The organism is Thermanaerosceptrum fracticalcis, from assembly GCF_000746025.2.
Classification (GTDB): domain Bacteria; phylum Bacillota; class Peptococcia; order DRI-13; family DRI-13; genus Thermanaerosceptrum; species Thermanaerosceptrum fracticalcis.
In genome coordinates, this window is the sequence record NZ_CP045798.1 from 2,607,353 (window position 1) to 2,620,288 (window position 12,936).

Annotated in this window: 11 protein-coding genes, 1 pseudogene and 1 riboswitch; all 12 genes and pseudogenes read right to left on the reverse strand. The window is 45.5% G+C overall.

The features are described 5' to 3' along the window. The 12 genes and pseudogenes from BR63_RS13255 to BR63_RS13310 all read right to left on the reverse strand — a co-directional run bounded on the left by BR63_RS13255 (position 1) and on the right by BR63_RS13310 (position 12,788). Positions 1-936 (reverse strand): ABC transporter permease, encoded by a 936-nt coding sequence (locus tag BR63_RS13255; RefSeq protein ID WP_034422611.1) that lies wholly within the window; start codon positions 934-936, stop codon positions 1-3. Beyond that, on the reverse strand, positions 936-2,018 hold the full coding sequence (locus BR63_RS13260) for an ABC transporter permease (protein WP_187142692.1): 1,083 nt from the start codon (positions 2,016-2,018) through the stop codon (positions 936-938). The genes BR63_RS13255 and BR63_RS13260 overlap by 1 nt, the downstream gene beginning before the upstream one ends. Then, positions 2,011-3,534, reverse strand: a complete 1,524-nt coding sequence (locus BR63_RS13265; RefSeq protein ID WP_034422608.1) for an ABC transporter ATP-binding protein — start codon at positions 3,532-3,534, stop codon at positions 2,011-2,013. Before BR63_RS13265 ends, BR63_RS13260 begins: the two co-directional genes overlap by 8 nt. Positions 3,535-3,553: 19 nt before the next feature. Then, positions 3,554-4,672, reverse strand: coding sequence for a BMP family ABC transporter substrate-binding protein (locus BR63_RS13270; protein ID WP_034422607.1), 1,119 nt, complete (start codon positions 4,670-4,672; stop codon positions 3,554-3,556). Between the two features lie 254 nt (positions 4,673-4,926). After that, on the reverse strand, positions 4,927-5,496 hold the full coding sequence (locus tag BR63_RS13275) for a xanthine phosphoribosyltransferase (RefSeq protein ID WP_034422606.1): 570 nt from the start codon (positions 5,494-5,496) through the stop codon (positions 4,927-4,929). Between the two features lie 123 nt (positions 5,497-5,619). Then, positions 5,620-5,721: riboswitch (purine riboswitch) on the reverse strand. A 115-nt stretch (positions 5,722-5,836) separates the two neighbouring features. Continuing rightward, on the reverse strand, positions 5,837-6,712 hold the full coding sequence (locus BR63_RS13280) for a radical SAM protein (RefSeq protein ID WP_034422604.1): 876 nt from the start codon (positions 6,710-6,712) through the stop codon (positions 5,837-5,839). A gap of 100 nt (positions 6,713-6,812) precedes the next feature. After that, complete coding sequence (locus BR63_RS13285; protein ID WP_034422602.1) at positions 6,813-7,802, reverse strand: ABC transporter permease; 990 nt, start codon at positions 7,800-7,802, stop codon at positions 6,813-6,815. Positions 7,803-7,805: 3 nt separating this feature from the next. Then, on the reverse strand, positions 7,806-8,849 hold the full coding sequence (locus tag BR63_RS13290; protein WP_034422599.1) for an ABC transporter permease: 1,044 nt from the start codon (positions 8,847-8,849) through the stop codon (positions 7,806-7,808). Next, the gene (locus tag BR63_RS13295) at positions 8,850-9,704 is read right to left on the reverse strand and encodes an ABC transporter ATP-binding protein (RefSeq protein ID WP_034422598.1); all 855 of its coding nucleotides are present in this window, start codon (positions 9,702-9,704) and stop codon (positions 8,850-8,852) included. Next, complete coding sequence (locus BR63_RS13300) at positions 9,697-10,317, reverse strand: TetR/AcrR family transcriptional regulator (protein ID WP_034422597.1); 621 nt, start codon at positions 10,315-10,317, stop codon at positions 9,697-9,699. The genes BR63_RS13295 and BR63_RS13300 overlap by 8 nt, the downstream gene beginning before the upstream one ends. Before the next feature lie 129 nt (positions 10,318-10,446). Next, positions 10,447-10,995: pseudogene (locus BR63_RS13305) on the reverse strand (IS110 family transposase); the annotation flags it as partial. Between the two features lie 785 nt (positions 10,996-11,780). Next, positions 11,781-12,788: a tripartite tricarboxylate transporter substrate binding protein gene (locus tag BR63_RS13310; protein WP_034425437.1), complete on the reverse strand. Its 1,008-nt coding sequence runs from the start codon at positions 12,786-12,788 to the stop codon at positions 11,781-11,783. Positions 12,789-12,936: the final 148 nt, after the last annotated feature.

Below are 12,936 nucleotides of genomic sequence, written 5' to 3' on the forward strand. Positions count from 1 at the left end.
TTATCTCTCTTCTCTGAAGTAGGGCAGACCCAGGGACTTGGGCGGCGCATTCTCCCGGGATTTTTTCATGGATACTGCCACCAGAACAATGATGGTCACGAGATAAGGAAGCATATCAATGAGATACTGGGAAATATGGAAGCTGGAACCCTGGATTCGAAAGCCGATAATATCCAGTCCACCGAAAAGATAAGACCCGAGAATGGCTTTATAAGGATTCCAGGAAGCAAAAATAACCAGGGCTACGGCAATCCAGCCCCGGCCTGCGGTAACGTAATCCTGCCAGGCAGGAACATAGACCAGGGAAAGATAGGCTCCGCCCAGACCGCAGAGGGCACCGCCCAGGAGGACATGGACATATTTGTATAAAGTAATGTTAATACTGGCGGCATCGGCAGCGCCGGGATTTTCACCTACGGCCCGCAAGTTAAGGCCTATACGTGTCCTGTATAAATAGATGCCCATCAGGATTGCGGTAAGATAACCCAGGTATACAAAAGGATCCTGGTGAAAGAAAATTGGCCCGATAACGGGTATATCCCCTAAGCCCGGCACAGCATAGGGCTTAAAAAAGGCTTTAATAGAATCTGGAGCAATTTCTCCCACCAGTTTCTTGCCCATAAAACCGGAAAAGCCGGTGCCAAAAATGGTTAACGACAAACCGGAAACAACCTGGTTAGCTCTCAGAGTAATGGTGAGCAGGGCAAAAATCAAAGCCCCCGCCGCCCCGGCCAGCATCGCCGCCCCCATGGCCAGGAGGGAATTGGCGGTAGCAAGGCCTACCTGAAACCCCATGACGGCTCCCATCAGCATCATACCTTCCACACCCAGGTTCAGGTTGCCCGCCTTTTCCGTAAGAATCTCTCCTAAAGTGGCAAAAAGCAGGGGGGTACCCGCCACTACTGCTGCGGCAAGAAAGGATATCACTGTATCCATCAGGCGCCAACCTCCTTTCCGGCAGTCCTGGTGAAGGGGTTTTTGAAGACAATTTTATAGCGTACAAAAAACTCGCTGCCCAGGACAAAAAAGAGAATCATGCCCTGGAGAAGCTGGGCGGCAGCCTGGGGGATGCCGAAGGCTGTCTGGATAAAGGAGCCTCCCTGGAGAAGGACGGCAAACAAGACGGAGACCAGGAGGATAACAGGAGCCTTTAAAAAAGCAAGCCAGGTGGTAATGATGGCCGTATACCCCACACCCCCTGAAACTTCTACCGATAAGGTATTGCTGACGGCAGAGGCCTGGATCATCCCGGTGAGGCCGCAGAGCCCCCCGCTGAAGAGGATAGCAATGATAATGGTCTTTTTTATATTGATCCCCGCATAACGGGCGGTATTTTCACTTTCCCCTAAAACGGCGATCTCATAGCCTTTCTTGGTATGGTTCATAAAAATGTAAACAAGGACAATTAAGATTAAAGCAATGATCCAGCCCATATGAACCCCCAGAACTTTAGGCAGGATGCCATTATCCGAGAAATTGGGTATCTTGGGAAAGCCCAGGGCCTTAGGGTCTTTCCAGGGCCCATACTGCAGGTAGGTAATCCATTTGAGAGCGATATAATTCATCATCAAGGTAATAATGGTCTCGTTGGTACCCCACTGGGCCTTCAAAAAGGCAGGGATAAGGGCCCACAAACCCCCGCCGATGATACCGGCCAGGGCCATTAAGGTTAATAAGACCGGCTGGGAAAGATCAGGGTTTTTCAGCGCTACAAAACTGGCAAAGAAAGCACCCATGGCAATCTGCCCTTCGCCCCCGATATTCCAGAATTGCATTCGAAAGGCAATGGCAATACCCAGGGAGGTTATGATTAAGGGAACGGCCTTAATGACCGTTTCTCTGAAACGGTAAGCCGTACCAAAGGCGCCCTTGAGCATGGCTTTATATACCAGAAGAGGCTCCAAATTTAGAGCCAGGATAAGCAGGCTTGAGGTCAAAAGGGCCAGGATGATAGCCGCGAGCCTGATGGTGAGGCTTTCCAGCTTGGTGACTTCGCTTCTTTTGATCATTCTAAACAACTTCGGCACCCTCCAGTTTCCCGTTTCTTTCTCCCAACATCAATAACCCGAGTCTTTCCTTAGTGGTCTTGGCGGCATCCAGTATACCGGTGATTTCTCCCCGGGACAAAACCATAATCCGATCACAGAGTTCCAAAAGCACGTCCAAATCTTCACCAATGAATAAAACGGCTACTCCTTTTTTCTTTTCCTCGTTGAGCAAATCATATATAGTATGGCTGGCATTAATATCCAGACCCCGGACCGGATAGGCGGTAATCAAAAGGGTAGGATTGGAATCCAGTTCCCGGCCTAATAAGACTTTTTGAATATTGCCCCCTGATAATTGTCTAATGGGATGATCGATACCCGGGGTTTGAATATCCAGTTTTTTGATAATTTCTTTGGCCTTGGCCACGGCAGGCTTCCTATCAATAAAGATCCCTTTTTGATTTTGATACTGCTTTAAAATCAGATTATCCACCATATTCATAGAGGCCACCAGTCCCATGCCCAGACGGTCTTCGGGAATAAAGCTCATGCTGATCCCTTTGGTAATAATCTCCCGGGGTGTCTTACCTACCAGATTATCCCCGTCAAAGAGTATCTCCCCGCTTTTCACAGGGTAAAGCCCGGCTATGGCTTCACAGAGTTCCCGCTGGCCGCTGCCGGCAATGCCGGCCACACCCAATATTTCCCCGGCGAAAAGGTCAAAATTAAGTCCCCTTAAGACCTCCACGCCTTCTTCGTTAAGAACTCTCAGGTCTTTAACCTCCAGGACCTTCCTGCCTTTTTCCGTCTCAAGCCTTTTTATCCTTAAGTCCACGGGACGGCCCACCATTAACTCCGTTAATTCTTGAGCGCTGGTGGCCCCTTTCTCCACGGTTTTTACCGTCTCCCCTTTACGCAGAACCGTTATTCTGTCGGCTACGGCCATTACTTCATTCAATTTATGGGTAATAAAGATGACGGCACAGCCCTCATCCTTCATTTTTCGCATGATCACAAATAATTTTTCTGTTTCTTGGGGTGTTAAGACAGCTGTAGGTTCGTCCAGGATAAGAATATTGGCACCCCGGTAGAGAACTTTAAGAATTTCCAGGGTCTGTTTTTCCCCCACAGACATCTCGTAAACTTTTTTCTCGGGATCTACCTCCAGTTCATACCTGGCTGCCAGTTCTTTAATCCTGGCCGTAAGACCTTTCTCATTTAAAAAGAGGCCTATCCTCTGGCCTAAAATAATATTTTCCTTAGCCGTGAAAACTTCCACCAGTTTAAAGTGCTGGTGAATCATGCCGATACCGGCAGCGATAGAGTCCCGGGGAGAAGAAAATCTCACTTCTTTGCCGCGAATAAAAATAGAACCGCTGTCGGGGGTATAAATCCCCGACAGCATGTTGACAAGAGTGCTTTTACCGGCGCCGTTCTCGCCCAGGAGTGCGTGAATTTCGCCGAATTTCACCTCTAAGTTCACATTATTATTGGCTACGACTCTACCGAAGGTTTTGGTAATCCCTTCCATAGATATATAGGACATCTTTACATTCCTCGCCTGTCTATTTTACTTTACCTTTAACACCTTCTACAAACCAGTCGAAAGAGAGCATTTCCTGGTCAGTCATGGTTTTTCCGGCAGGAACTTTTACAGCCCCGCTCTGATCCTTAATAGGACCTGCAAATACATGAAGTTTGCCGGAGAGAATATCAGCCTTAGCCTTTTCAACAGCTTCTTTAGCACCTTTGGGCGCATTATCTGTAAGGGGTGCCAGGTCAACAATGCCATCTTTCATGCCTTCCCAGTAGCTGGTAGGCTTCCAGGTGCCGTCCATGATGGCTTTGACCTGAGCCACATAGTAGGGCCCCCAGTTCCAGACGGGAGCAGTCATATAAGCCTTAGGCGCTTTGTCCTTCATATCTGTGTTGTAACCGATAGACCACTTGCCTGCTTCTTCAGCCGCCTGCTGGGGACCTGCTGTATCCTGGTGCTGGGCTATAACGTCAGCGCCTTCAGCTAAGAGGGCTTTGGCGGCTTCTTTTTCTTTAGCGGGGTCATACCAGGTATTGGTCCATTTTACACTTACTACAGCCTTGGGATTAACGGAGCGGACACCCAGGGTAAAGGCGTTAATGCCCCTCACAACCTCGGGAATATTAAAAGCGGCTACATAACCAATGTGATTGGTTTTTGTCTTCATGCCGGCGACGATGCCGGAAAGGTATCTTGCTTCATACATTCTGCCGAAATAGTTGCCCATGTTTTCTGTCATTTTGTAGCCGGAGCAGTGTAGAAACTTAACGTTGGGATGATTCTTAGAGACTTTTTCCATGTAGTCCATAAAACCAAAGCTGGTGCCGATAATCACATTGGCGCCCTGGTCGATCATATCATTGATCACTTTCTCTACTTCAGGTCCTTCAGGCACGGATTCTTTGTAAATAGTCTTTACTTTTAATTTTTCTTCCAGATATTTTCTGCCTTCGTTATGGGCATATGTCCAGCCGCCGTCACCAATAGGTCCTACGTAGATAAAACCCACTTTGATTTCGGGTTTCTTTTCAGGTGCCGGAGCCGGAGCAGGAGCCGGTGCAGGCGCCGGCTTGCTTTGGCCGCAGCCGGTGAGTACTACCGCCATAATCATGACGATAACCAAGAGTAAACTAAGTGTCTTTTTCATGCTTTCTCCTCCTCAATATTTTTTAATATTTCAACCGGTAAGCCTATGTACCTACCGAGAATACCCTACCGATGGAGAATGCCTATTCTCTTTCCGCTTTCCGACATCCGATGTCCGACTTTTTTAAGTATAGGCTTCTGGGGTTCAAGGATCAATTACCCCAAAAAGCGTTCACAGATTCGGAAGTCGGTATCAATTGGGGACATTCCCGTCCTCGAAGAACGACTCATACTTCAGCGGGTATGTCCCCTGACCTATTTAAACACAATTCCCTCACTGCTCATAGATTCGATGATGGCCAGGGATTCTACCCGGATACCCTTTTTTTCCACTACCTCGCGGCCCTTTTGAAAACCTTTTTCAATGACAATACCCACACCCGCTACCTGGGCTCCCGCTTGCTGTACAATATGGATTAAACCGGCTACAGCCTTACCGTTAGCCAGAAAATCATCGATGATCAGAATTTTGTCGGCAGGATGGAGAAATTTCCTGGCCACCCGGATCTTATACAGCTTGTCCCTTGTATAGGAATAAACCTCGCTCTGGTAAGTTTCCTGGTCCATGTTGCTGGATTCATGTTTTTTGGCAAAGAGAACAGGCACTTTAAAATACTGGGCAGTAATACAGGCAATCCCAATGCCTGATGCTTCCAGCGTGAGGATCTTGCTTACTTCTACATCTTGAAAGCGCGCCTTAAACTCTTTCCCTATTTCATTAAAGAGGGCTACATCCATCTGATGGTTGAGAAAACTGTCTACTTTAAGGATACGGCCGTCTATGATTTTGCCGCACTCTAAGATTTTCCTTTTTAACAACTCCATTGTTGGCTTTCCTTTCTACGAATAAATGAAAAACTCCCGGGATTGTACTTTACCAATCCGGGAGTTTATAAGTCAGATTTGCCTTAATACAAAAAAGCAGGGCCTAGCGCAAGGTTATGGCAAATCCTCGTATAAACAACCCGTAGTCAGGCAATTTACGGTCGCCTGGTAGAAACATTTAGACCATATTACTAAACATATACAGGTTCTACGAACTATATTAGTTTTTATCAGGTATAATGTTCGTCTATTTACTATAATCTTATCTCAGCTTTCGGAAAAAATCAAGCTTATCTTACTTAATTGGCAATCACTTAGCAGACGTTTTCAGCAAGCTGGTTCACATTGATTCCATCATGCCCAAACCTCGGAATCTGTGGCGCGGCAGTGTCATAGCATAATCAATCTCGCGCAAGATTTTCTCTTTTTCCTGGGGCAGCTCTCCGCTGACGTCCCAGAAATTCAAGTAATGGTCGCTGGCCAGAAAGCTTTCAACATTTAGATTTTCTACCAGTAATCTGATTTCCTTTAGGGCATCATGGGGTTCCAGCAGCTTAAACTCCCCGGCACAGTACTTTTCGGCCAGGATAGAACCCTGAGTAGGGACAAATGTTCGCAGCCTGATAAAATCCGGGTTGATGGCATTAAGCACCCGGGCGCTCTCCAAGGCGTGCTCCTTAGTCCATTTATACCCACCCAGGCCTACCATGATGTACTCACTTAATTCGATCCCTGCCTGGCGAACTTTTAACCCCACCCTGATTTGCTGCTCTACCGATGTCCCTTTTTTTATTTCCACCAGCAAAGGATCATAGCCGGTTTCCATTCCCGTATGAATGCGGGTTAATCCCGCCTCCCGCAAAGTCCTCATTTCAGCTTCAGTCTTTTTGTCGATATACTGGGATGACCCGTAGGTGGTAACCCGCTCCAGGCGGGGAAAGACCTTATAGGCATAGGCAATTATTTCTGCCAGCTGGTCCGTTCTCATGAGGATGGAGTTGCCATCAGCCAAAAAGAGAGATCTTACTCCCTCGCCATAGTATTTTTTTCCTTCGTCTATATCCTCTTTTAATTCTTGAACGCTTCTGATTCTGAACCTTTTTTCCTTGTATAGATTACAAAAAGCACATTTGTTATGAGGACAGCCGATGGTGGCCTGCAAAATAAAACTATACGCTTCACTGGGCGGCCGGTAGACCATGCCTTCATATCTCATGGCTTATCTCCCCTTTATAAAACTTATATAGCTTTATCCTAACTTATCATCTTGGGGAATGGCAATAGTTACGAAGGCAGCCTAAACCGTCCTGCCTTGATTAAAGACTTAAACGCCGCCGCATCTGGCGTAAAACGAAGAAAAGAAGAGGAATAGTGGTAAGGAGCGTCACAACCCCATAGAAGAAGTAAACATCACCCTCTTTTAAAAACACTGCCAGCAAAGCCTTGACCACCCAGTAGTTGAAGAAGGGGTAAAATAAAACTTGCCATTCTTTATCCACAAAGAAACTACCCAATGGCACAGCCATCAGAAAGAAGAACAAGCCCTTGAGGAGAGCCACTGCTCCTAGCTGGCTGTCAGCGTATGTCCCTATGATAAACCCCGCCAGCAAACCTACCGGTATGGCCATCAGCACAATCCAGAACAAAGGACCGTAGGTGGCCTGATTTCCCAACAAAATGAAGGCGGAAAGGAAAGATAAAGCAAAAGACAACCCCACAGCAAAAAAACCTTTTCCCAGGAAATATTCCCTGATGCTCAACGGGGTCACAGCATACGCCTTTAAGACCCGGCTCTCCTTCTCTTCTATAATCGTAAAGCCTACCACCAATCCCGCAATCAACACCATGCCCAGGACAAAAAAGGCGGCCAAATAGGCACGGGCGGGAGAAACAGGAACGCCAAGGTTTTCTATTTCAAGCTGGGTCACAGGCTTGCCGTGGACAAGATAATTCAAAAGGATCCCCGGCAGTTCCTGGACATAACTGGCCTCGTTTCCCTCCAGTATTACTTCATAACCCTTGCCACGCACTGTTATCCCCGGCACATCATCCAAGGCCATTACCCGTTCAATAACCTTATGCTTATCTTCATAAAGGGCTACCTGACCGTAATCTTTAAATTTATTCACTAATTCTGCCGGTACATCCCGGCTGAAGGCGAAGGTGAGTTCTATATTTTCCAGCAGAGGCAAATAAAGGCTGATGAGAAGCACCATGACTAAAGGAATAATTATCATATATGTGATTAGATTGTCTTTGCGTGAGACATGCATATCTTTTAAAATCACACTTAAAATTCTTTGCACGGCCTATTTCACCTCCCGCATTAAGCGTCTTTCCACGGCCAGATAACAGCATAAGGCAAAAACCGCCAAGGGCAGACAAAGCTTCCCAAGCTCACTCCAGACCAAATCAGGTCTTCCGGTGGGGAACAAAATCTCCCGCAAGCCAAACAGGATATGATAGGTGGGAATGTATTGAAAAAAAGGAAGGTTAAAGGCCGGAAAAAAATAGGAAGCCAAAGGGAGCCCCAGGATAGTGGAGACGACGAAAAGGGGATAAATAAAACTCGACAGGTTGGAAAAAAAGACCCCCAGGAACATGCCCAACAAACTCATCATGCTTCCGGCAATGACAAGCAGCAACGCTAGTTCCAGGTACCTGGCCTGGCTCCCTTGCACCAAACCTACCAGAAAAAGCCCGTACGCCAAAGCCAGAGCCGAATTCACCAAGACCTTGGAAAGAATGAATTCCAGGGAATCTCCCGGACTAACACGGTAGGCTCTTAAACTGCCCTCATTTTTCTCCTGGAAAATCATGACTGCAGCAAAGACAAAGCCTAAAAAAACAACATCCATAGCCACAAAAACAGGGAGCAGAAACCGGTTAAACTCAATCTTGGCCGCCTGGGGCCGCAAATAAGTAGTAACCGCAACATCTTCCCGGGCCAGCCCCCCTTCTTTACGCCAGTATTCATCCAGGGATACGGCCAGCAAATTTATGGCCGTGTCTGGCTCGTGGCCCTGCCTGATAATGACGGCCCGGGGATTTTCCCGCGCCCCTCTTAAGATAATACCCACACTGGAGGAATTCTCCCTCACAGTACGGCGTAATTCTTCCTCGGAAGCTTTGATTCTTTCCGCAGGAACATGCTCCTTGAGACTGGGGTGGAAAATCCTGCCTTCAGTATCATCAAAAAAATACTCTACCGTACCTACCTTCAGCTCACCAGGGACCACAAATTTTATAAGAATAACAAGGGTAACGGCCAATGCCAGCGTTATATGAACGTACTTGTTTCTCCATAGTAATTTGGCGTCAAGGGCCAAAAGGCTTAAAAGCCCCTTTGCCATCTATACCAGCCCCCTCCCTGTCAATTTGATAAAGATCTGCTCCAGGGTAGCTTCCTGGGAATGAATAGTCTCTATTTGCCCGGAGGCCAACAGCTCCCCAATCCTGGCACGGTCTTTCTCATTCTCGGGGAATAACAGTTCTCCTTGCAAGTGACCATTGCTACGATACTCTATTTTCACACTCTTATTGCCATACTTCATTTTGAGATTGCGGGGAATGTCCAAGGCCAGAATTTCCCCGTTATTGAGAAAAGCCACTTTATGGCAGAGGTCATCGGCCAGGTACATATTATGGGTGGTTAAAAAAATAGTGGTTCCCGCTCTTTGCCTTTCCTTAATGATTTCTTTAATACTCTCGGCTGTGGCAGGATCCAGACCTGATGTGGGTTCATCCAGAAAAAGTATTTCCGGTTTGTTCAAAAGGGCCCGGGCAAAAACCAAACGCTGCTTCATTCCTTTGGAATATTCCGCTGCTGCCTTGTCTTTGGCTTCTCCCAAACCTACCCTCTCCAGGAGTTTGACGGGATCTTCCGTCTCCCCTTGGAAAAGGCCGGCGAAGTACTTGAGGTTCTCCAGGCCGGTAAGCTTTAAATACAAATTGGGATGCTCAAAGGAAACCCCTATTCTATTAAAAAAATCCCTTCCCAAATCTTTGAGACCCTTGCCGTTGTATTTGATTTCTCCTTTTTGCAAGGGCAGCAGTTTAATGAGCAAATTTTGCACAGTACTTTTCCCAGCGCCGCTGGGACCAAGAAACCCAAAAATCTCCCCTTTAGGAATGGTGAAAGAAATATCTTTCACTGCAGGCCTTCCCGCCCCCGGATAAGTATGGGAGAGGTTTATAACTTCAATCATATGCGTTTTCTCCTTTCAGCCCATTTCTTAAGAGCCTGATTACATCCTTAATAATCCTTTGGAATTCTTCCTCTGTAATTTTTTGCATTCCCTGGGTATCGTTCAAGAATCCCTTCAAGATCAAACCAGCCTTTTCCAGGAAATATTCCGACAACCCCGTCATCATTGCATTTATTAAGTAGGCCATCAGTTCAGAGTTTATATCTTTGCGCACACTTCCCTGTTCATGGGCATTAATTAACAACCCCCTTATAAAGTCAAGGAACAGTTCCTTCATTCTGGCATAAACTTCATTTAGAACTTCCTCCCCTGAAGGCTCCATGGCATTAGCCATAATTCTCCCCAGGTGGGGATGGGTCAGAGTAAAACGGGCACCCGCCATTAAAACCTGCTCAAATAAAGTAAAAAAATCGGTACTGGGGTTAATACCCTGGCTTTGAATAAAAATCATCTTCTCCTGGGCCGCCAGTTCCAGTATATAAGTATATAAATCCTTTTTATTCTCAAAATACTGGTACATACTGCCCTTGGCGATACCGGCCCTGGCCACAATACTTGATAGGGAAGCCTTGCTATACGGTTTAGCAGCAAACTCTTCAATGGCCAGCTCCATAATTCTCTTTCTCTTGTCTTCAGGAAGATTAAAAAAAGTCTGTACCAGGACGATAAATAGCTATCGCGTATTCGGGTGATGCACCAGGCAATTTCGCAAAGGATTCGTTTTAGATAGGTGTTGCCATGGAAGGTGATCTATAATTGCTCGGCCTGATACGCCGAATATATCGGTGAGAAATGTTGACAGCTTAAAGCCGCAGCTTTGTAAGTGCTTTTCAATCCGATTTTTCTGGGAAGTAATTTCCTCGACGATGCTTTTACGGTACCGGGTCAGATTACGGAGTTCCCGGATAGGTTTCGAGGGGATAAAACTTCCTTCTAACAATCCGGCACGCAAGAGAGTGGCTATCCATTCAGCGTCCTTCATGTCGGTCTTTTTGCCAGGAACATTCTTCATGTGCCGGGCGTTGGTAACAATCAAAACCATACTGCCGTCAAAGGCTTCTTCCAGTACGTTATATACAGGCTGCCAATAAACACCAGTACTTTCCATAGCCACATTCCGGCAGTTTTCCTCTTCCAGCCAGGCTTTTAGTTCATCAAGTCCAGCAAGAAGGGTGGAAAAAGTGCGGATGGTTTTAACTGGTTCCCCGTCAAAATTGCCTTTTAATAAGCAAGCGACAACAGTTTCCTTGTGGACATCAAGACCACAACAAATTTCCAGAATGTCTTGCATGCGACTCACTCCTGCTCCAATGGATTTCAGGGATGATTGCCCGAGAAAATATGGAGTTTAGTACCCGTGCTGTTCCCAAGTCTTTAAAAACAAGGGGCGACAATTAGCTGTGCTCAAAGGCAATCAGGTTAGGTTTTTAGTCGAGGTTATACCATCAAAATACAATCAACCTTTGTTCCTGATAATTCCAATGTAGCAGAAAATTAGACCATTGTAATCACTTCTACATATTTTCATAATTGGTTGTGCCTTCTAGGCATGGGTGGTTTTTATGAAATTTTATTGCAGAAAAATTTACCAAGAGCCATCGCACTAGCGATTTCGTTCTTCTTTCTGTCGCACGTGGAGTACCATTTTACTCATACCTCATAGTCATAATAATTTTGAATTAGCCTCCCGGATTTATGTTAGGCTTATTAAATAAAAAATTCCCCTTCGCTTTGGTTTGCGAACAGGGAAACACAGAATCGTGGGCAAAAGTTACAACTACTGGTCTCATGTTTTTTACCACGTTTCCACGGCAAAAAACCAAAACCCCTGAACCCTTGCCATTATTAACTTTGGCGGGAGCGCGTAGGAATCGAACCCACCCCGGCTGAGGAGCGCTCCGCCACACTGGTTTTGAAGACCATGGCAAGTATCAAGAATACTCCGGAGCCCTGATTGGTCATTCAACTTTTGAAATGGTCCGACCCTATATTAACCATGGGATTCCAATCTGCAGTATATGCATAAAGATTTTAGTCCTGTAATTACTCTGAAAAATTTTAATCAGAAGTTCATCATTAATTTTTGGCCAGCCCTGCATCCTTCATTAATTTGGTATATTGCTCCAATTCCTTTTCACAATACTTAGCATATTCTTCGCTATTCATGTAAGTAGCATTAGATAAGCTGGTTTTCATGTAATCAAGGTACTGCTGATCATTTGCAGCTTCTTTGAATGCATCATGAATCTTTTTAACGATTGCATCAGGTGTGTCTTTGGGAACAGCAATACCCCGCAAAGAACGTATATCCACATCATAACCTAATTCCTTGAAAGTAGGTACATCCTTAAAGTTTTGGCTGCGTTCTGGAGCCATAATTCCCAATATTTTGAATTCCCCTGACTTGATTTGGGAAGCAGCTTCATTTGGCGCAACGATTATACCGTCTACATGTTTACCCATAAGCGTAGTTGCTGCAGGGGCACCTCCGGTAGTCATAGGAATCATGTTAAACTTTAGACCCGTTGCCTGTTGCAATTTAATTGCTCCAAGATGCCATATACCACCAGCTGATCCTGTGGCAATGTTTAACTCCTTATTTGAAGCGGTCTTTTTAAAATCATCGAAATTTTTCCATTCTGAATCCGCTCTAACTATTAAAGCACAGGCATCATAGTTTACGGCTATGACGGGTTTAAAATCCTTATATGTGATGGGAGCAACTCCTGCAACTTTAAAAATTGATATATTCGAAGGTAAAATTCCAAGGGTGTATCCATCAGGATTAGATTTCATTACATCCATTAATCCTATGGAACCAGTACCACCAACTTTATTTTCCACTACAAATTTACCAATACCCTTTTTTTCTAAAACACCCGAGAGAATTCGACCAACTTGGTCAGCACCACCACCGGTTCCATATGGCACAATTACTTTTACTACTTTTTCTTTTTGGGGCCATTCGACCTGTTTTGCTTTGCCATCATTAACTGAGCCACAACCAGTTAATAAGATACTGATAATAAGACATGATGCTAATAAACAAACAATCAATTGTTTGATTCTAGCTTGCTTTTTCACAGCTTATCCTCCTTAGATTCTTCAATATCATCCTTTGGCATTGCAGTATAGAATAATACTTATCGCCCTCCTTTGTTTTGACTTAATATACCGTTTATCCCCCTTTTTTATTAATTTTTAAGTAAGGATTAAGTATAGCCTACTATAA

Bases quoted from the DNA above. Each gene is read 5' to 3' on its own strand.
- BR63_RS13255 (WP_034422611.1), bottom strand. From the start codon at position 936: ATGGATACAGTGATATCCTTTCTTGCCGCAGCAGTAGTGGCGGGTACC.
- BR63_RS13265 (WP_034422608.1), bottom strand. From the start codon at position 3,534: ATGTCCTATATATCTATGGAAGGGATTACCAAAACCTTCGGTAGAGTC.
- BR63_RS13270 (WP_034422607.1), bottom strand. From the start codon at position 4,672: ATGAAAAAGACACTTAGTTTACTCTTGGTTATCGTCATGATTATGGCG.
- BR63_RS13275 (WP_034422606.1), bottom strand. From the start codon at position 5,496: ATGGAGTTGTTAAAAAGGAAAATCTTAGAGTGCGGCAAAATCATAGAC.
- BR63_RS13280 (WP_034422604.1), bottom strand. From the start codon at position 6,712: ATGAGATATGAAGGCATGGTCTACCGGCCGCCCAGTGAAGCGTATAGT.
- BR63_RS13290 (WP_034422599.1), bottom strand. From the start codon at position 8,849: ATGGCAAAGGGGCTTTTAAGCCTTTTGGCCCTTGACGCCAAATTACTA.
- BR63_RS13295 (WP_034422598.1), bottom strand. From the start codon at position 9,704: ATGATTGAAGTTATAAACCTCTCCCATACTTATCCGGGGGCGGGAAGG.
- BR63_RS13300 (WP_034422597.1), bottom strand. From the start codon at position 10,317: ATGGAGCTGGCCATTGAAGAGTTTGCTGCTAAACCGTATAGCAAGGCT.